Source organism: Amycolatopsis kentuckyensis (genome assembly GCF_041679295.1).
GTDB classification, from domain to species: Bacteria; Actinomycetota; Actinomycetes; order Mycobacteriales; family Pseudonocardiaceae; genus Amycolatopsis; species Amycolatopsis kentuckyensis_A.
The window spans coordinates 330,523-348,698 of sequence record NZ_JBGDMD010000004.1; the positions used below are offsets into that span (position 1 = coordinate 330,523).

Sequence of the window (18,176 nt, forward strand, 5' to 3'; positions counted from 1 at the left end):
CCGGAGATCTTCACTTCGGAGATCCGAGGAAAGGCAGGAGCATGACCGCCCAGAGTGCGCCGGAGGCCCTGGTGGTGGGCCTGCTGACCGATGACGGGTTGCCCGGGCAGCTCGCCGGGAGAATCGCGGACGGCCTGCCCGCCCGGCTGGCCCGTGACCTCGGCGAAGAGACGACTTGGCGCGTCGAGCACGAGTCGCAATCTCTTCCGCTGAACGAGGACGGCGATATCCCCATGCTGACCCTGGCGCAGGAGCGCCAGGCCGAACGTGGGTGGGACCTGCTGGTGCTGATCACCGACCTCCCGCGGCGGGCCGGCACGGTTCCGATCGCGTCGGACTACAACGCCGACCACGGTGTCGCGATGGTGTCCTTGCCCGCCCTCGGGGCCCTGCGGTTGCGCGGGCGGGTGTCCCGGCTGGTCGTCCACCTGGTCCGGCACCTGGTGGCGCGCCGTTCGGCGAAGGAGGCCGATCCGCCGCGGGGGATCGGCGACCGGCTGCGGGAGCTGGTGGCGCCGACGCGGCACATCCGCGGCCGCGGCGCCGCCGACGAGCATCTCGCTTTGGTGGGTGTGCGGGGCCGGCTGCGGTTGCTCGCGGGGATGATCCGGGACAACCGCCCGTGGCGGCTGGTGCCCAACCTGGCCGGAGCCACCGCGGCCGCGGCGGCCACCGCCGCCTACGGCATCATCACGACCTCGTTCTGGAAGCTCGCGGAAGCGCTGCCCGCGCTGCGGCTGGCGGGGATCACGGTGCTGGCGATCGTGGTCATGGCGGGCTGGCTGATGGTGCACAACCATTTGTGGGATTCGCCGTCCGGGCACCTCGATCGGCGGAAAGCCCTGCTGTACAACGCCTCGACCGCGCTGACGCTGTCGATCGGTGTCGCCTGCATGTACGCCATCCTGTTCGTGCTGGCGCTGGTGGCGTCGATCGTCCTCGTCGAAGGCACTTACTTCGGGCAGGTCCTCGGCCATCCGGCGGGGCCGGCTTCGTACCTCAAGCTCGTGTGGCTCGCGACCTCGGTGGGGATCGTCGCGGGGGCGATGGGGTCGAGCCTCGAAGACGAGGAACGCGTGCGCCGGGCGACCTACAGCAGGCGGGAGCGTGAGCGGCAGGAGCGCAACCGGGAGCGCGCCGGGGAATCCGACAGCGACTGAGCGAGGGCCTCGCCGGGTCCGGCCACCGCGCGGTGGCCGGACCCGGCTGCCGGTCAGGCCTTGAGGACGACCTTTTCGCAGTTGTCCTGCTTGTTCTTGAACAGCTCGAAGCCGCGTTCGGCCTCCTCCAGCGGCAGCGTGTGGGTGATGATCCGGGTCGGGTCGAGCTCCCCGCGTTCGATGCGCCGCAGCAGTGGCTCCATGTAGCGCTGCACGTGGCACTGCCCGGTCCGCAGGGTCAGCGACCGGTTCATCCACGCACCGGCGGGAAACTTGTCGAGCAGGCCGCCGTACACGCCGATCACCGAAACCACGCCGCCGCTGCGGCAGGAAAGGATCGCCTGGCGCAGGGCGTGCGGCCGGTCGGTCTCCGAGCGCACGGCCTGCTTGACCCGGTCGTAGGCGGCGATGTGCGCGCTGCCGTGGGTGGCTTCCAGCCCGACGGCGTCGATGCACTTGTCGGGTCCGCGGCCACCGGTCAGCTCCAGCAGCCGGGACCGGACGTCGACCTCCTCGAAGTTCACCGGGACGTGGCCCGCCCGTTCCGCCAGCTCCAGCCGGTACGGCTCCTTGTCGATGGCGATGACCTTCGCCGCGCCCAGAAGCCGGGCGCTGTCCATGGCGAACTGGCCGACCGGGCCGGCGCCCCAGACCGCGACCACGTCGCTGGACCGGATGTCGCACATCTCGGCACCCATGTAGCCGGTCGGCAGGATGTCGGAGAGGAACAGCACCTGTTCGTCGGTCAGGTCCGACTCGATCTTGATCGGGCCGACGTCGGCGAACGGCACGCGCGCGTACTGCGCCTGGCCACCCGCGAAACCGCCGGTCAGGTGCGAGTAGCCGAAGATCCCGGCGACCGGGTGACCGAACATCTTCTCCGCGATCCCCGCGTTGGGATTGGAGTTCTCGCAGCAGGAGTACAGGTCCGCGGCGCAGGCGGCACACGCGCCGCAGGCGATCGGGAACGGGACGACGACCCGATCCCCGACGCGCAGCCGGCCCGCGTCGACGCCCGACCCGACCTCGACCACTTCGCCCATGAACTCGTGGCCCAGGACGTCGCCGTCCTGCATGGTCGGGACGTACCCGTCGACCAGGTGCAGGTCCGAGCCGCAGATCGCGGTGGACGTGATCCGGACGATCGCGTCCCGGTGGTTGAGGATCTTCGGGTCCGGGACATCACGGACCTCGACCTTGTTGCGGCCCGCCCAGGTGTTCGCCCTCATGCGTCCGGTCCCTTCTCGAGTTCGGCGTCCGACAGCGGTTGTGCCGGACGCTGCGGGAATTCCTTGCGGGCCCGTTTGCCCCACGGGGCGCCGTCGGACCGGACGACTTCGCCGGTTTCCAGGACCTGCTTGAGCCGGCGCAGGTCGTCGTCGAGCTGCTGGTGCGGTTCCTCGCCGAAGTACTTGGCAACGGCCTTGCCGACCGCACCGCCGGGGATTTCGTAGGCCAGGACGACGTTGACCTCGGTGCTCTCTCCGTCGGGGGCGGGGGTGAACCAGACGGTGCCGGCGTTGGGCACGGTGGCTTTCCCGGTCGAGCGCCACGCGATCCGCTCGCCCGGCGTTTCCTCGGTGATTTCGGCGTCCCACTCGACGTCCTTGCCGAACGGGGCACTGGCGGACCAGTGGCTCGTCCGGTCACCGGTGGTGCGGACCTGCTCGAGGTGCGCCATGAACGCCGGCAGGTTCTCGAGGTCGCGCCAGAACGCGAAAACGTCCGGCGCGGGTTTGCGAATGGTGGTCGCTGCTGTCAAATCCACGGAATCTCCTTTGCCTGCGCTCCGCGCCACCCGCGCGGAGCTGGGGTGGTCCGCGCGAGTGGCCCGCACGGCGGTCAGCAGGTCCAGCGCGGTGATCCCGGCGATGGCGCCGGTGACCCCGGCGAGCCGTCGCCGGCGGGGCCCGCCGCGGTGGGCGAGGGCGATGCCGAGCGCGGTCAGGTCCATCGCGTCGCCCGCGACCCGGGTCCACGCCCAGACGCCTTTCCGCCGGCCGCCGAGGAGCCCGGCCGCGTGGACCAGCTCCCGCACGCCGACGAACGGCACCACCGCGCGCGACGTCGCCGAGTCGTCGACGCCGCTGATCCGGCGCACGGCGTGCGGGGCGGCCAGCTGTGCCACGCCCAAGCCCAAGCTCAACCAGCCCAGCCGCCGGCCTTGCCGTCGCACCTCCTCCTGCTTTGTTCGTTCTGTTGTCGGGCTCACCGAGCGCGTCATGGTCAGCCTCCGTATCCGATTGCGCCCTGTCGGCCGGCCCGGCGTGCCGAAGCCCGGGGCGGGTCCGATCGGGTCGGCTACCCCTCGGCGATCCGGCTAACCCATCGACCCGCTCGAATGGTGGTGATTTATCGGTGGGATCACGCTGGACGGATGCCGGCGCGCTCCGGGCCGTTCATCCGTCGGACGCGGATCGCGGGTTTGATGCCGGCTGCACAGCGCGGCGCTGTCGTACCGAAGGACGATCGCGATGGCGACAGCGGGCCTCTCGATCGACCGGCAAGGACAATCGGATGCCCCCTCGACGACGAGTGCGTGGTGCTGCCGCCGCAGGTGGCCGCGAGGCGGCAGGTGGCGGCCGGCGGGTCCGTGCCGATCACCGTGCCGGCGTTCTGCCGCGTCACGGACTCCCTGCCGCTCGACGCCCGGGAACTGGAGCCGGTGTGCCTGAGCATCGCCGCCAACGGCGGAGCGGCGTTCCTCGCATCGGCGGGGGTGCAGGTGCGCGTGCCCGACCGGCTGCCGCGGCCGCGTCCGGATTTGTAAGTTCTTTGTGGACGACGAAACCGCCGAGCTGTTCGCCCGGCGGTTCCGCTTGTACGGCACGGCCGGCGAAAATCGCGGCGCGGCTGACCGAGCCGGGTCCTACTTTTGCCGCGGTGCTAACCGGCCAGGTCGAGCGCGATGTCGGTGATCATGTCCTCCTGGCCACCCACCATGCCGCGCCGGCCGACCTCGACGAGGATCGCGCGGGTGTCCAGGCCGTAGCGCACCGCGGCCGCTTCGGCGTGGCGCAGGAAGCTCGAGTAGACGCCCGCGTAGCCGAGGCTCAGCGTCTCGCGGTCGACCCGGACTTCCCGATCCTGCAACGGGCGCACCAGATCATCCGCCGCGTCCATCAGCGGGAACAGCTCGCACCCGTGGTCCCAGCCCATCAGGTCGGCCACCGCGACGAACGCTTCGAGCGGGCAGTTGCCCGCCCCGGCGCCCTGCCCGGCGAGGGAGGCGTCGACCCGGACCACGCCGTTTTCGACCGCGACGACGCTGTTGGCGACGCCGAGGGCAAGGTTGTGGTGGGCGTGGATGCCGATCTGCGTCGCCGGTTCGAGGACGTCCCGGTACGCGCGCACCCGGTCGCGGACGCCGTCCATGGTGAGCCGGCCGCCGGAGTCGGTGACGTAGACGCAGGCGGCGCCGTAGGACTCCATGAGCTTGGCCTGATTCGCCAGCTCGGCGGGCTCGGCCATGTGGGACATCATCAGGAACCCGGCGACGTCCATCCCGAGTTCGCGGGCGGCGCCGATGTGCTGGGCGGAGATGTCGGCTTCGGTGCAGTGGGTGGCGACGCGGACCGAACGGACGCCGAGCCGGTGGGCCTCCCGCAGGTCGTGCAGCGTGCCGATGCCGGGCAAGAGCAGCGTGGTGGGGATGGCGTTTCGGGTGACGTCGCAGACCGCTTCGATCCACTCCCAGTCGGTGTGCGCGCCGACGCCGTAGTTGATGCTGGAGCCGGAAAGCCCGTCGCCGTGGGCGATTTCGATGGCGGCGACGCCGGCGGCGTCGAGGGCGCCGGCGATCGCGCGGGCCTGTTCCACGGTGTAGCGGTGCCGGATGGCGTGCATCCCGTCCCGCAGGGTGACGTCCTGGATGTACAGGTCGCTCATCGGGCTGCCTCCTGGTGGGTGGCCATGCGTTCGGCGGTCCGCAGCGCGGCCGAGGTCATGATGTCGAGGTTCCCGGCGTAGGCGGGCAGGTAGTGCGCGGCGCCCTCGACTTCGAGGAACACCGAAACCTTGACGGCGTCGCCCGCCGGGACCAGGCGGTGCAGGGGGTCGTCGGTGGTGACGGTTTCGAACTGGACCTTCTGCTTGAGCCGGTAGCCCGGCACGTACGCCTGCACCCGGCCCACCATCTCTTCGACCGACGCCGTGATGGCCTCCGTGTCCACTTCGGACACCAAGCAGTGGACGGTGTCGCGCATGATCAGCGGCGGTTCGGCCGGGTTGAGCACGATGATGGCCTTGCCGCGGGCAGCACCGCCGACCTTTTCGATGGCGGCCGCCGTGGTTTCGGTGAATTCGTCGATGTTGGCCCGCGTGCCCGGGCCCGCCGAGCGCGAGGAGATGGACGCGATGATCTCGCCGTAGTGCACCGGCGTCACCGCGCCGACCGCGGCGACGATCGGGATGGTGGCCTGGCCCCCGCAGGTCACCATGTTGACGTTCGGCGCGTCGAGGTGTTCGCCGAGGTTGACCGGCGGGACGACGTAGGGCCCGAGCGCGGCGGGGGTGAGGTCGATGACCGTGCGTCCTTCGCCGCGCAGCACCTCGTCGTGGCGCCGGTGCGCCCCCGCGGACGTGGCGTCGAAGACGTACTGGACGTCGGCGAACTCGTCGAGCCGGACGAGCCCGTCGACGCCCTCGTGCGTGGTGGCGACCTTGAGCCGGCGGGCGCGGGCGAGCCCGTCGGAGTCCGGATCGATGCCCGCCATGGCCGCGATTTCGAGGTGCTCGGACAGGCGCAGGACCTTGATCATGAGGTCGGTGCCGATGTTGCCCGACCCGATGATGGCGACTTTCGCACTCATGCCGCGGCCCCTTCGAAGCCGATGGTGACCTCACCGAGGCCGGAGATCCGCGCGGTGAAGACGTCGCCGGGGGCGGCGGGGACCATCGGGCCCAGTGCGCCGGTGAGGACGACGTCGCCGGCGCGCAGGGGGTCACCGCGCCGGGCGAGGGTGGTGGCGAGCCAGGCGGCCGCGTTGAGCGGGTCGCCCAGGCAGTCCCGGCCGGTGCCCTGCGAGACGAGTTCGCCGCCGCGGCGCAGCTGCATCTCCACGTCGGCGGGCTCGACGTCATCGATCGCCTCGCGGGTGTCGCCGAGGACGAACAGGCCGGAGGAAGCGTTGTCGGCGACGGTGTCGACGATCGTGATGTCCCAGCCGGCGATCCGGCTGTCCACGATCTCCAGCGCGGGGGCGAGGAACGCGGTGGCCGCGCGGACGTCGGCGACCGAGCACTCCGGGCCGGGCAGGTCGGCGCCCAGGATCAGCGCGATCTCCGCTTCCACCTTGGGCTGCAGCAACCGGCCGGCCGGGACGGTCCCGCCGTGGTCGAGGGCCATGTCGGAGAACAGCGCGCCGAAGTCGGGCCGGTCGACGCCCAGCTGGCGTTGCACCGCCGGCGAGGTCAGGCCGATCTTGCGCCCGACCAGGCGGTGCCCGGCCGCGAGCGCCCGCTCGGTGTTGATTCTTTGCACCGCGTAGGCCAGGTCGAGGTCGCCGTCGGCGAAGAGGTCGCGGATCGGCGGACACGGCGTGGCGGTGGCGGCCGCGGCGGCGAGCACTTCCGCGGCCTGGGTGACGTTCATCGGGACCTCCGGAGCAGGGATCGTGACCCGCCAGGTATAGGCGGCGAGCCGGCGGTGTGCCAAAGTTCGTTCCGTGACACGGAACGGCGAGAGCGGCAACATGCTCGACAAGGCGGCCGCTGTCCTCGATGTCTACCGCCCGAGTGGCGGCTCGTTCCGTCTGACGGAACTCGCCGCCCGGGCAGGACTGACCAAGACCACGACGTTCCGCCTGGCCGGCGACCTCGTCCGGCTCGGGTTCCTGGAGCGCGTGGGGGAGAAGTACCGGCTGGGCGGCACCCTCTTCGAGCTGGGCTCGCTGGTGCCTCGCCGTCAGGACCTCCGTGAAGCCGCTTTGCCGTTCCTGCAGGACCTGTTCGAGAGCACCCGCCAGACCGTCCACTTCGGCGTCCGCGAGGATCGCGAGGTCGTCTACGTCGAACGCATCCACGGCCACGACGCGGTGCCGCTGCCGTCTCGGATCGGCGGTCGCCTCCCGCTCACCTGCACGGCGATCGGCAAAGCACTGCTCGCGTTTTCCGAGCCCGGGCTGACGGACGCGATCCTGGCGGACCCGCTGCCGCAGCTGACGTCCTTTTCGATCGTCGACCCGCTGCGGCTGCGTACCGCGCTGGAGCAGACCCAGGTGTCCGGCCTCGCTTACGAGGAACAGGAGGCGGCTTCGGGGGTGAGCTGCATCGCGGCCCCGGTGTTCAGCGGCGCGACGGTCGTGGCGGCGCTGTCGGTGGCGGTCCCGCGCGAACAGTTCCGGCCGGCGAACCTGGCCCCAGCGGTCCGGACGGCGGCACTGGGCTTGTCACGGACACTGCGCCTGTCCGCCGGGCCGAATTGACCGAGCACGGGCACCACCGCGGCGACGCTCTAATCCTGGCTTCAGGTTGACCGGCGAGGATGAGCGGCAAAGCATCGACGGGAAGGGGCGGGCCGGCGTGCGGATCATGATCGCGGACGACGAGGCGGCCATCCGTGAGTCGCTGGAGCGGGTGCTCCAGGTCGAGGGGTACGACACCAGCACCGTCGCCAACGGTCTCGCCGTGCTCAGCGCGGTCGGCGGGGTCGGTGGTGACGCGCCGGATCTGCTGATCCTCGACGTGATGATGCCCCGCCTCAGCGGGTTGGAGACCTGCCGGCGGTTGCGAGCGGCGGGCCGGGATCTGCCGGTGCTGATGCTGACCGCCCGGGACCAGGTCGTCGACCGGGTCGCGGGGTTGGACGCCGGCGCCGACGACTACCTGCCCAAGCCGTTCGCCACCGAGGAGCTGCTGGCCCGGGTGCGGGCCCTGCTGCGCCGGTGCGCGCCGGGCGATGACGAGTCGCAGATCCTGTCGTTCGCCGACGTCCGGGTCGATCCCGACCGGTTCGAGGCGTGGCGGGGCGGGCGGCCGCTCCGCCTGACCCGGACCGAGTTCTCCCTGCTGCAGGTCCTCGTGCGCAACGCGACCCGGGTGTTGACCCGCGCCGCGCTGTTCGAGGCGATCTGGGGCTTCGACATGAGCGCCACCGCCAACAACCTCCAGGTGTACGTGAGCTACCTGCGCCGCAAGATGGAGGCCGAGGGCGAGCCGCGCTTGATCTACACGCTGCGCGGCTTGGGGTACACGTTGCGGGAGACTCCTCCGTGAGCAGGCGCTCGCGCCGGCTGAGCCGGTGGTGGCGCCGGCGGTCCCTGCGGACCCGGATGACGGTGATCGCGGCGACGGCCATCGCGGTCAGTGTGTTCGTGGCCTTCCAGGTGGCCATCGAGCTGATGGCCGGGGAGCTGCAGGGCGCCGCGAAGGATCAGCTGCGCGCCGACTCCCGCGTCCTGGCGGCGAACGCGGAGCGCGCCGGTCTGGCGCAGGTCCAGCTACCGCCGGATCCCGGCTCCGGCCGGCTGGTGCGGGTCATCCTGCCCGACGGCTCGACCCGGACGCCGGCCGGCCAACCCGCGCTGCCCCCGGTCAGCGAGGACGCCGGGCGCGTGGCGCGGGGCGCGTCGGCCGACCTGATGGAGTCCGGCGACAGCGACGACGACGGCTACCTCGTCTACACGCTGCGGGCGGGCGACGGCGCGGTCCAGGTGGCCCGCGTCGCCGATGACAGCCCGATCAACGAGTTCGGGTTGGGCATGCTGCTGATCGGGCTGCTCTGCGTGGCCGGCGGCGCCCTGGTCGGCCGGGCCGTGGCGCGGACCGGGCTGGCCCCGATCGACCGGCTGACCGCCGCCGCGGTCCGGGTCGCGCACACCCGGGACCTCGACGCCGACATCCCGGACGAGGGTGGTGGGGAGATCCGGCGGCTGATCCGGTCGATCAACGACATGCTCGCCGCGCTCCGGGAATCCCGCCGGGCCCAGCGGCTGCTCGCCGAGGACGCCGCCCACGAGCTCAAGACCCCGCTCACCAGCCTGCGCCTCAACGTCGAGCTGCTGATCCGGCTGAATCGGCGCGGCACCCTGGACAGCGCACTGCCGCCGGAGAGCCGGACCCGGCTGCTCGACGACGTCGGCGCTCAGGTGGCCGAGTTGAGCACCCTGGCCGCCGAGCTGACCGACCTGGCGCGCGGTGACGTCAGCGACGAGAGCACCGAGGTGCTCGACCTCGCCGACGTGGTGGTGGCCGCCGTGACCCGGGCGCGGTCCCGGGTGCCCGACGTCGAGGTCGCGCTCGACGTGACCTCCGTGTGGGTGAGCGGGCGTCCCGCCGGTCTCCAACGGGCGGTGCTCAACCTCGTCGACAACGCCGGCAAGTGGTCTCCCGCGGGCCAGCCGGTCCAGGTCCGGCTCCGGGCCGAGGGCGCGTCGGCGGTGCTCGAGGTCGACGACGCCGGGCCGGGCATCGACGCCGCCGACGTGCCGCGGGTGTTCGACCGGTTCTACCGTGCCGACAGCGCCCGGGCGTTGCCGGGATCCGGTCTGGGGCTGTCGATCGTGCAGCGGGTCGTCGACGCCCACGGCGGCCGGGTCACCGTCGCCCGGTCCACCCGCGGCGGCGCGCTGCTCCGGGTCGGCCTTCCGGCCGCGGCCCCGCCCGCCCCGGTCGCGCGGCGCACCGCCGGGGAGGACACGGCGGTGCGTTGACCCGCACAGCTCGGCGTCGGGCAGGACACCTCGGCGTGCGGGCCCCGGCCGCACGGCCAGGACCAAAGGGCGGCGGCGGCCGGGCCGACGGCGCTGTCCGAGCAGTTCGCCCGGTCCGGCGCCGACACCGTCGTGGCCGCCAGTTCCGCCGCGTCCTGGACACAACCTCACCGGCGCGCTGCTCGGCATCCGCGCCACGGCCCCGTCGATGTACAAGGCGGGCGGCCCGGTTCGCCACCGTTGTTAAGCCGCGGCCGGGGAAGTTGTCACACGGCGCGCGGCTGGTAACGCGCCGGTGTTCCGGGCGAAACCGTCCGGAAATGGTTCGCCGGTGCACTGATCGGCATGAACTTCGAGCTCGACGGCCTGCACCGGCCGGTGATCGTGGTCGGCGGCGGCCAGGCGGGACTGTCGATGTCCCACTGCCTGACCGCTGCCGGGGTCGGGCACCTGGTGCTCGAACGCGAGCGCGCGGGGCACGAATGGCGGACCCGCCGCTGGGACAGTTTCTGCCTGGTCACGCCGAACTGGCAATGCCGGCTGCCCGGGTTCCCCTACGCGGGCGACGATCCGGACGGGTTCATGGTCCGCGACGAGATCGTCGCCTACCTCGAGAACTACGCCAAGGCGTTCGACGTCCCGCTGCACGAAGGCGTCGAAGCGACCCGGCTGCGGCAGCTGCCCGGGGGCGGCTTCCGGCTGACGACGTCGGCCGGTGAACTGACCGCCGACCACGTCGTGCTGGCCACCGGCCCCTACCAGGTGCCGCTGAAGCCGCGGCTGGCCGAGCGGCTGCCCGAACACCTCCTCCAGCTGCACTCCGCCGAGTACCGCAACCCCGCTCAGCTGCCCGACGGGGACGTCCTCGTCGTCGGCACCGGGCAGTCCGGCTGCCAGATCGCCGAGGACCTGCACCTGGCCGGGCGCCGCGTGCACCTCGCCGTCGGGTCGGCGCCGCGGGTGGCGCGGCGCTACCGGGGCCGGGACGTCGTCGCCTGGCTCGACGACATGGGTTACTACGGAAGGGGAATCGACGAGTTCGCCGACGCGGACGCGGTGCGGTTCCGCGCGAACCACTACGTCACCGGCCGGGACGGCGGGCACGACATCGACCTGCGCGCGTTCGCCGGCCAGGGCATGCAGCTCTACGGCCGGCTCGAGAACGTCCGAAGTGGACAGCTGCGGTTCGCCGGTGACCTGCGCCGCAACCTCGACGCCGCGGACGCGGTGTCCGAGGGCATCAAGGACTCGATCGACGCCTTCATCGCCCAGCGCGGGATCGCGGCACCCCGGGAGGAGCGGTACAAGCCGGTCTGGGAGCCGGCGGACGGGCCGCGCACCCTCGACGTGGAAGCGCTTTCGGCCGTTGTCTGGAGCACCGGGTTCGGCCGGGACCACCGGTGGATCGACGTCCCGGTGTTCGACGGCAAGGGCTACCCGACGCACCACCGCGGCGTCACCAGCTGTCCCGGTCTGTACTTCCTCGGCCTGCCGTGGCAGCACACCTGGGGCTCCGGCCGGTTCTGCGGCGTCGCGGCGGACGCGGAGTACCTGGCCCGGCGGATCACCGGCGGCGGCCGCGGGGACGTCCGGTGGCTCTCCGGCACGCCGGTGAGCACCTACCCGGCCGACGACGACTGGGTCGCCCCACGGACGGTGGCCTGATGAAGTGGACCAACGACGCCCACCGGCACCTGGGCGTGCTACCGGCGTACCCGTTCTACGGCGGACCGCCGGTCGCGCCCGCGATCGGCAGCCGCGCGACGATCGGCGAACTGCTGTCCGATCTGGACCGTGAAGGCACCGAACGCGCACTGGTGATCCCGAACTACGGCGTCCCGGATCCGGCGATCGCCTTCTCCTTCAACGAACTCTGCGTCGAAGCGGCGGGCAAGGACGACCGGATCAGCGCCGCGCTCTGGGTGTCCCCGCGCCCCGGCGACGCCGACCGGACCGAGCAAGCGCTGAAGCTGGCCGGTGAAACGGGCGTCCGCGCCTTGAAGCTCAGCTTCCTGCTGGGCGGCAAGGCTTCCGACCCCGCTTGCCGGCCGCAGCTGGACCGGATCTTCGCCACCGCGCAGGAGCACGACCTCGTCGTGCACGTCCACACCTCGCCGGGCGCGGCTTCGGACATCGACGAGGTCGGCAAGCTCGTCGACACCTACGCCGACGACGTCAAGCTGCACCTCGTCCACTTCGGCGGCGGGATGAGCGGGCACATCAAGCTCGTCGGCGGCCGCTTCTTCGACTGGATCGCCGCCGGCAAACAGGTCTACACCGACCTGTCCTGGGCGATCGGCTTCACCCCGCGCTGGCTCGTCGAAGAGATCTCGCGCCGGGGCCTCGGCCACGACCGCGTGCTGTTCGCCTCCGACCAGCCGTGGGGCGATCACGAGGGCGAACTCGCGAAACTGGCCGCCGCGGCCGGCGACGGCGAGCTCGCCGACCTGGTTTTCCGCGGCACGTTCGACGTGCTGTACGGACCGAAGAAAGGGAAATAGACCGATGGCAGAGCTGACCGAGACCGAGAAGACCAGCCTCGACGAGATCCCGCACCCGTCGCTGCCGCAGGGCTCCAACCTGTACGGCGGAACCAAGGTCTTCCCGGACTACCAGGCCGAACCCGGCCAGAGCTACTTCACGCTCGTGCACGGCATCGCGCACGAGTCGTCGGTGAGCTTCGTGGCGATCCTGCAGGCCACCCGCGCGCTGCGGAAGGGGTTCGAGGCCGCGATCTACTTCTACGGCCCGGGTTCGCTGAACTGCCTGGCCACCCGCGGCTTCCCGACCACCGGCAACGCCGCGTTCCCGGGCGAGCTGAACATCAACGACCAGCTCAAGACGTTCATCAGCGAAGGCGGCAAAGCCTACTGCTGCCGGTTCGGCCTGTCGCTGCACGGCGCCCGCGAAGAAGACCTCATCGAGGGCGTCATCCCGACACACCCCCTGGACGTGCAGGATGCGCTGATCCACTACGCGCGCAAGGGCGCGATCATCAACTCCACCTACATGTTCTAGGGAGCGGTCCGTGCGCGTTGGCATCGAAGAGGATTTGGACACCCGCGCCGACATCGCCGTCCGCGGGGTGCGGATGGACGCACCCGTGCAGCGCAGCAAAGGCGCCGGGCCGAGCGACGACGGCCACCTGGTCGTCGACGGTGCCAACGCCACGCTGCCGCTGAACCCCGACAGCCCCTACGAGGTCCGCGACGGCCGGATCCACCGGGGAACGGTCGATCTGGGCCTGAGCGTGACGCCGGTGGCGCGGCCCCGGTTCTACGATCTGTCCACTTCGGACGGGATCCCGTACCGGAAGATCGCGCTGCTGCACGGCAAGGACGTCCTCGCGACGACCGCCGTGCAGACCTGCATCCGGTACGCCGAGGACCAGCGGTGCCGGTTCTGCACCATCGAGGAGTCGCTGCGCGCCGGGTCCACTGTGGCCGCCAAGACACCGGCGCAGCTCGCCGAGGTCGCCGAAGCGGCCGTACGCCTCGACGGTGTCCGGCAGCTGGTCATGACCACCGGCACCACGGCCGGACCCGACCGCGGGGCCCGGCACCTCGTCCGGTGCGTCCGGGCGGTGCTCGACGCCGTGCCGGGCCTGCCCATCCAGGTGCAGATCGAGCCGCCGGGCGACCTGGCCGTGCTCACCGAGCTGCGCGACGCCGGAGCGACGTCGATCGGCATCCACGTCGAGTCCCTCGACGACGACGTCCGGCGGCGCTGGATGCCCGGCAAGTCGACGGTGCCCCTGGCGGAGTACGAGGCCGCGTGGGCGGAAGCGGTCCGGGTGTTCGGCCGGAACCGCGTCTCGACGTACCTGCTGATCGGCCTCGGCGAGGACCCGGACGACCTCGTCGAGGGCGCCGGGCGGCTGATCGACATGGGCGTCTACCCGTTCGCCGTGCCGATGCGGCCGATGGCCGGCACGCTGGCCCGGCGCGACGGGGCCACGGCGCCTTCGCCGTCGCTCGTCGCCGACGTCACGAACCGGATCGCGGCGTTGCTGCGGGCGGCCGGGATGGCCGGGGCGGACCAGGGCGCGGGCTGTGCCGCGTGCGGTGCCTGCGGCCTGCTCAGCGCGGCGGGGGGCTGACGTGGACCACGACATCCTCGCGCTGCTCGGTGACGTCCGCAGTGTCGCGGCCCGCCCCGCGTTCCACATCGAGCCCGCCGACCACAGTGGACTGACGGCCTACCGCGCGTTGCGGCACGAGGCTTTCGTGGCGCGGCAAGGCCTGTTCGCCGGGCACGACCTCGACGACCACGACACCGATCTGCGCACGCTCGTGCTCGTCGCGCGGAACACCGCGGGCGACGTGCTCGGCGGGGTCCGGCTCGGCCCGGCCACGGACGGCCCGGACCTCGGCTGGTGGCGGGGTGGCCGGTTGGTCGTCGCGCCGGGTTCGCCGGCCGGGATCGGCTCGGCGCTGGTCCGGGCGGCGTGCGCGCGGGCCGAAGCCGAAGGTGCGCTGCGGTTCGAAGCGACCGTGCAGGTCCGCACGGAAAAGCTGTTCACCCGGCTCGGGTGGCAGCGGGTGCGGCCGGTCACCGTCGCCGGGCACGACCACGTGCTGATGCGGTGGCCGATCGGCCGGATCGCGGCGCTGGCCCGGTCGACGAAGGCCGCGCTCGGCCCGCTGCTGCGCGGGCTGACCGGCGTACCGGGCTTCGTCGGCGACGACGGCGTGCCGCTGCCCGGTACCGACGTCGTCGCCGCCTGCGACGCGATCATCCCGGCCATGGTCGAACGCGACCCGGAATGGGCGGGCTGGTGCTCGGTGCTGGTCAACCTCAACGACCTGGCCGCGATGGGGGCCATGCCGACCGGGTTGCTCGACGCGCTGGGCGCCCGGGACGCGTCCTTCGCCGCCCGTGTCCTGAGTGGACTGCGAAAGGCGAGCGAAGCGTACGGCGTGCCGGTGCTCGGCGGGCACACGCAGTTCGGCGTGCCGGCCTCGCTGTCGGTCACGGCGCTGGGCCGCACCGCCGACCCGGTGCCCGGTGGTGGCGGAACGCCGGGCCGGCGCGTCTGGCTCACCGCCGACCTCGGCGGCGGCTGGAGGCCCGGCTACACCGGCCGCCAGTGGGACTCGACGAGCTTCCGGCGCACGCCCGAGCTGCGCGAGCTGCTCGGCTCGGTGGCGAAGGCGAGACCGGCCGCGGCCAAGGACGTCTCGATGGCCGGGATCGCGGGCACCCTCGGCATGCTCGCCGAGGCGTCCGGCTGCGGCGCGGTCCTGGACGTCGAGCGCGTCCCGCGGCCCCGCGAAGCGTCCACAGGGGACTGGCTGACCTGCTTTCCCGGCTTCGCGATGCTCACCGCCGGCGCGCCGGCGCCGGCCGGCCCGGCGGTCACCGCGGAGTGCGGCGAGCTGGTCGCGGGCACCGGCGTCACGCTGCGCTGGCCCGACGGCGAAACGACGCCCGCCATCGACGGCGGCGTCACCGGATTGGGGAACTCATGACCACACTCAGGATGGCCGCCGTGGCGGCGCCGTTCGACCGCGACCTCGAAGGCGACTTCGCTCGCATCGAGAAGCTGATCGGGCAGGCGAAGGCCGAGGGGGTGCGGCTGCTGGCGCTGCCGGAGGCGGCCCTCGGCGGTTACCTCGCCAACCTCGACGGCGGCGCCGAAGGACCGCCCGCGCTGGCCGTCGACGGCCCCGAGATCCGGCGGCTGGTCGCGCTGGCCGGCGACCTCGTCGTCACGGCCGGGTACTGCGAGATCACCGGCGGCCGCCGCTACAACTCCGCGGTGTGCGTTTCCGGCGACGGCGTCCTCGGCCACCACCGCAAGGTCCACCAGCCCCTCTCGGAAAACGCCAGCTACGGTGCCGGCCGCGGGTTCGCCGCGTTCGACACGCCGGTCGGCCGCCTGGGCATGCTGATCTGCTACGACAAGGCGTTCCCCGAATCCGCGCGGGCCCTGGCGCTGGACGGCGCCGAGATCGTCGTCTGCATGTCCGCCTGGCCCGGCAGCCGCACCCACGCGGCGCCCGATCTCGCCCAGGACCGCTGGAAGCGCCGCTTCGACCTGTTCGACCGGGTCCGCGCGCTGGAGAACCAGATCGTCTGGCTCTCGGCCAACCAGTCCGGCACCTTCGGCGACCTGCGGTTCGTCGCCGGCGCCAAGGTCGTCGACCCCGGCGGCGAGGTGCTCGCCGACACCGGCGTCGCCGAGGGCATGGCGATCGCCGAACTCGACGTCCGGCAGGCGCTGGCCACGGCCCGGCGGTCGATGGGGCACCTGGCGGACAGACGGCCAGACGCCTACCCGGTTAGTGTCCCGTGAATGGGGCAGATCCGCATCGCCGCCGTCGCCGCGCACTTCGGCCGCGACCTCGACTTCGACCTCCAGCGCATCGCGACGCTGATCGACCACGCGCGCTCGTCGGGCGTCGCGCTGCTGGTGCTGCCGGACGCGGCCCTCGGCGGGTACCTCGCCGACCTGCGCCACCCGGACCCCGACGCGCTGCCGCCCGCGCTCGACCCGGACTGCCCGCAGTTGAAGACCATCGCCTCGCTCGCCGCGGAAATGGTCGTCTGCGTGGGCTACTGCGAGGCCGACGGGCCGCGGCGCTACAACTCCGCGGTGTGCGTCACCGGCGACGGCGTGCTCGGCCGGCACCGCAAGGTCCACCAGCCGCCGGGTGAGCAGGTCGCCTACGCACCCGGTGCCGAGTTCGCCGCGTTCGACACCCCGGTCGGGCGGCTGGGCATGCTGATCGACTACGACAAGACGTTCCCGGAGTCGGCTCGCTCGCTCGCGGTCGACGGCGCCGACGTCGTCGCCTGCCTGAGCGCGTGGCCGACCAGCATCACCAACCGCGCGCCGCGGATGGCGCAGGACCGGCAGTCGCGGCTGTTCGACCTCTACGACCAGGCGCGGGCGGCGGAGAACCAGGTGGTGCTCGTCTCGTCCAACCAGACCGGCGCGATGGGCGGGATGCGGTTCCTCGGCCAGGCCAAGGTCGTCGGGCCGGGCGGGGAGATCCTGGCCAGGACGTGGTCGAAGGCCGGCATCGCGGTGGCCGAGCTCGACGTCGAGCAGGAGCTCGCCAACGCCCGCCGCGTGCTGCACCACCTGGGGGAACGGAAACCGTCGGTGTACCGGGAGGCTTGATGCGCGTCGCCCTGCTCAGCTACTCCACCAAACCCCGCGGCGGCGTGGTGCACACGCTCGCGCTGGCCGAGGCGCTGGCGGAACTCGGCGAGGACGTCACGGTGTGGACGCTGGGCAGGGGCGGTGACGCGGGGTTCTTCCGGCCGGTCGACCCGCGGGTGCGGCTTTCGATCGTGCCCTTCCCGGACGTCCCCGGCGAATCGGTCGGGGCCCGGATCCTGCGGTCGATCGCGGTGCTGCGCGCGGCGTTCACCCCGGACGCCTACGACATCGTGCACGCGCAGGACTGCATCAGCGCGAACGCCGTCGACCGCTGCGTGCGGACGATCCACCACCTCGACACCTTCACCACGCCGGAACTGGCGGCCTGCCACGAGCGCGCGATCACCCGGCCGTACGCGCACATCTGCGTGTCGGCGTCGGTGGCGGCGGAAGTCCGCGACGGCTGGGGCATCGAGGCGACGGTGATCCCCAACGGAGTGGACTACGACCGGTTCGCGGCGGCCGCCAGGGCGCCGGAGCGGGGCCGGTACGTCCTGGCGGTGGGCGGCATCGAGCCGCGCAAGGGATCGCTGGACCTGCTGGAGGCGTACGCGCTGCTGGTCCGGGACGAACCCGGTGTCCGCCTGGTGATCGCGGGTGGGGAAACGTTGTTCGACTACCGCGGCTACCGGGAGCGCTGGGAGAAGCGCGCCGCCGAGCTGGGCGTGGAACCGGAAGTCCTCGGGCCGGTGGCGCACGACGAGCTGCCGGCGCTGGTCGCGTCCGCCGCGGTCTTCGCCTTCCCGTCCACCAAAGAGGGTTTCGGGCTGGCCGCGATGGAGGCGTTGGCCGCCGGAGTCCCGGTGGTCACCCGGGATCTGCCGGTGCTGCGCGAGGTGTTCGGCGAAGTGGCGCGCTTCGCCACCACCCCGGCCGGCTTGGCCCACGAACTCCGCGCGGCCCTCGCCGGCACCGACCCGGCGCCCGGCCGATCCCTGGCGCGCCGGTACACCTGGACAGCCGCGGCGAAGCAGCACCAGACGTTCTACCGGTCTCGGGTGCGGGCGAATGGTGGTCGCCGAACGACTCGCGGCGGCTAAGGTGAACATTCTTCGAATAGTTTCATCCGGAGGATAACCGCCCCGAGTGCGCTCTCACCCCGGTGGGGGAGATTTTGCCATCTCCGGTCCGGCTGAGGTCAAATTCCGGCAACGCGATCAAACCGTTACGCGCTTTGCGTCGGCCGAGTCGTAT

18 protein-coding genes are annotated in these 18,176 nt (G+C 72.2%); 13 read left to right on the top strand and 5 right to left on the bottom strand.

Annotated elements, in window-relative coordinates; translation table 11 throughout:
- Positions 1-41 precede the first annotated feature (41 nt).
- Complete coding sequence (locus ACERZO_RS18410) at positions 42-1,160, top strand: hypothetical protein (protein ID WP_372665899.1); 1,119 nt, start codon at positions 42-44, stop codon at positions 1,158-1,160.
- A gap of 53 nt (positions 1,161-1,213) precedes the next feature.
- Here the strand turns inward: ACERZO_RS18410 and ACERZO_RS18415 are convergent, their stop codons facing one another.
- Together ACERZO_RS18415 and ACERZO_RS18420 are read right to left on the bottom strand one after the other, a co-directional pair.
- Complete coding sequence (locus ACERZO_RS18415; protein ID WP_372665900.1) at positions 1,214-2,389, bottom strand: zinc-dependent alcohol dehydrogenase; 1,176 nt, start codon at positions 2,387-2,389, stop codon at positions 1,214-1,216.
- Positions 2,386-3,336 carry an SRPBCC family protein gene (locus tag ACERZO_RS18420; RefSeq protein ID WP_372665901.1) on the bottom strand — a complete coding sequence of 317 codons (951 nt, stop codon included), beginning with the start codon at positions 3,334-3,336 and terminating at the stop codon, positions 2,386-2,388. Before ACERZO_RS18420 ends, ACERZO_RS18415 begins: the two co-directional genes overlap by 4 nt.
- A gap of 366 nt (positions 3,337-3,702) precedes the next feature.
- Here ACERZO_RS18420 and ACERZO_RS18425 point away from each other — a divergent pair, with 366 nt between their 5' ends.
- A complete protein-coding gene (locus ACERZO_RS18425) occupies positions 3,703-3,930 on the top strand; it encodes a hypothetical protein (RefSeq protein WP_372665902.1) in 228 nt (75 codons plus the stop codon).
- 116 nt (positions 3,931-4,046) lie between these two features.
- Here ACERZO_RS18425 and dmpG read toward each other — a convergent pair whose 3' ends face one another.
- The 3 genes from dmpG to ACERZO_RS18440 are packed head-to-tail and all read right to left on the bottom strand — an operon-like array spanning position 4,047 to position 6,753.
- Positions 4,047-5,048, bottom strand: coding sequence for a 4-hydroxy-2-oxovalerate aldolase (gene dmpG, locus ACERZO_RS18430; protein WP_372665903.1), 1,002 nt, complete (start codon positions 5,046-5,048; stop codon positions 4,047-4,049).
- On the bottom strand, positions 5,045-5,971 hold the full coding sequence (locus ACERZO_RS18435; RefSeq protein WP_372665904.1) for an acetaldehyde dehydrogenase (acetylating): 927 nt from the start codon (positions 5,969-5,971) through the stop codon (positions 5,045-5,047). The genes dmpG and ACERZO_RS18435 overlap by 4 nt, the downstream gene beginning before the upstream one ends.
- Entirely contained in the window at positions 5,968-6,753 is a 786-nt protein-coding gene (locus ACERZO_RS18440; protein WP_372665905.1) for a 2-keto-4-pentenoate hydratase, read from the bottom strand. Before ACERZO_RS18440 ends, ACERZO_RS18435 begins: the two co-directional genes overlap by 4 nt.
- A gap of 73 nt (positions 6,754-6,826) precedes the next feature.
- Here ACERZO_RS18440 and ACERZO_RS18445 point away from each other — a divergent pair, with 73 nt between their 5' ends.
- The 11 genes from ACERZO_RS18445 to ACERZO_RS18495 all read left to right on the top strand — a co-directional run bounded on the left by ACERZO_RS18445 (position 6,827) and on the right by ACERZO_RS18495 (position 18,022).
- A complete protein-coding gene (locus ACERZO_RS18445) occupies positions 6,827-7,585 on the top strand; it encodes an IclR family transcriptional regulator (RefSeq protein ID WP_372665906.1) in 759 nt (252 codons plus the stop codon).
- A gap of 97 nt (positions 7,586-7,682) precedes the next feature.
- Positions 7,683-8,375 (top strand): response regulator transcription factor, encoded by a 693-nt coding sequence (locus tag ACERZO_RS18450; RefSeq protein WP_372665907.1) that lies wholly within the window; start codon positions 7,683-7,685, stop codon positions 8,373-8,375.
- Positions 8,372-9,811 (top strand): HAMP domain-containing sensor histidine kinase, encoded by a 1,440-nt coding sequence (locus tag ACERZO_RS18455; protein WP_372665908.1) that lies wholly within the window; start codon positions 8,372-8,374, stop codon positions 9,809-9,811. The genes ACERZO_RS18450 and ACERZO_RS18455 overlap by 4 nt, the downstream gene beginning before the upstream one ends.
- A gap of 345 nt (positions 9,812-10,156) precedes the next feature.
- Positions 10,157-11,476 carry an MSMEG_0569 family flavin-dependent oxidoreductase gene (locus ACERZO_RS18460; protein WP_372665909.1) on the top strand — a complete coding sequence of 440 codons (1,320 nt, stop codon included), beginning with the start codon at positions 10,157-10,159 and terminating at the stop codon, positions 11,474-11,476.
- Complete coding sequence (locus tag ACERZO_RS18465; RefSeq protein ID WP_372665910.1) at positions 11,476-12,312, top strand: amidohydrolase family protein; 837 nt, start codon at positions 11,476-11,478, stop codon at positions 12,310-12,312. Before ACERZO_RS18460 ends, ACERZO_RS18465 begins: the two co-directional genes overlap by 1 nt.
- A 4-nt stretch (positions 12,313-12,316) precedes the next feature.
- Positions 12,317-12,829, top strand: coding sequence for an MSMEG_0572/Sll0783 family nitrogen starvation response protein (locus ACERZO_RS18470; RefSeq protein ID WP_003073383.1), 513 nt, complete (start codon positions 12,317-12,319; stop codon positions 12,827-12,829).
- Positions 12,830-12,839: 10 nt separating this feature from the next.
- The gene (locus ACERZO_RS18475) at positions 12,840-13,910 is read left to right on the top strand and encodes an MSMEG_0568 family radical SAM protein (protein WP_372665911.1); all 1,071 of its coding nucleotides are present in this window, start codon (positions 12,840-12,842) and stop codon (positions 13,908-13,910) included.
- Between the two features lies 1 nt (position 13,911).
- Positions 13,912-15,282 (top strand): MSMEG_0567/sll0787 family protein, encoded by a 1,371-nt coding sequence (locus ACERZO_RS18480; RefSeq protein WP_372665912.1) that lies wholly within the window; start codon positions 13,912-13,914, stop codon positions 15,280-15,282.
- Complete coding sequence (locus tag ACERZO_RS18485) at positions 15,279-16,109, top strand: carbon-nitrogen hydrolase family protein (RefSeq protein ID WP_372665913.1); 831 nt, start codon at positions 15,279-15,281, stop codon at positions 16,107-16,109. The genes ACERZO_RS18480 and ACERZO_RS18485 overlap by 4 nt, the downstream gene beginning before the upstream one ends.
- Positions 16,110-16,940: a carbon-nitrogen hydrolase family protein gene (locus tag ACERZO_RS18490; RefSeq protein ID WP_372665914.1), complete on the top strand. Its 831-nt coding sequence runs from the start codon at positions 16,110-16,112 to the stop codon at positions 16,938-16,940.
- On the top strand, positions 16,940-18,022 hold the full coding sequence (locus tag ACERZO_RS18495; protein ID WP_372665915.1) for an MSMEG_0565 family glycosyltransferase: 1,083 nt from the start codon (positions 16,940-16,942) through the stop codon (positions 18,020-18,022). The genes ACERZO_RS18490 and ACERZO_RS18495 overlap by 1 nt, the downstream gene beginning before the upstream one ends.
- The last annotated feature ends 154 nt before the right edge of the window (positions 18,023-18,176 follow it).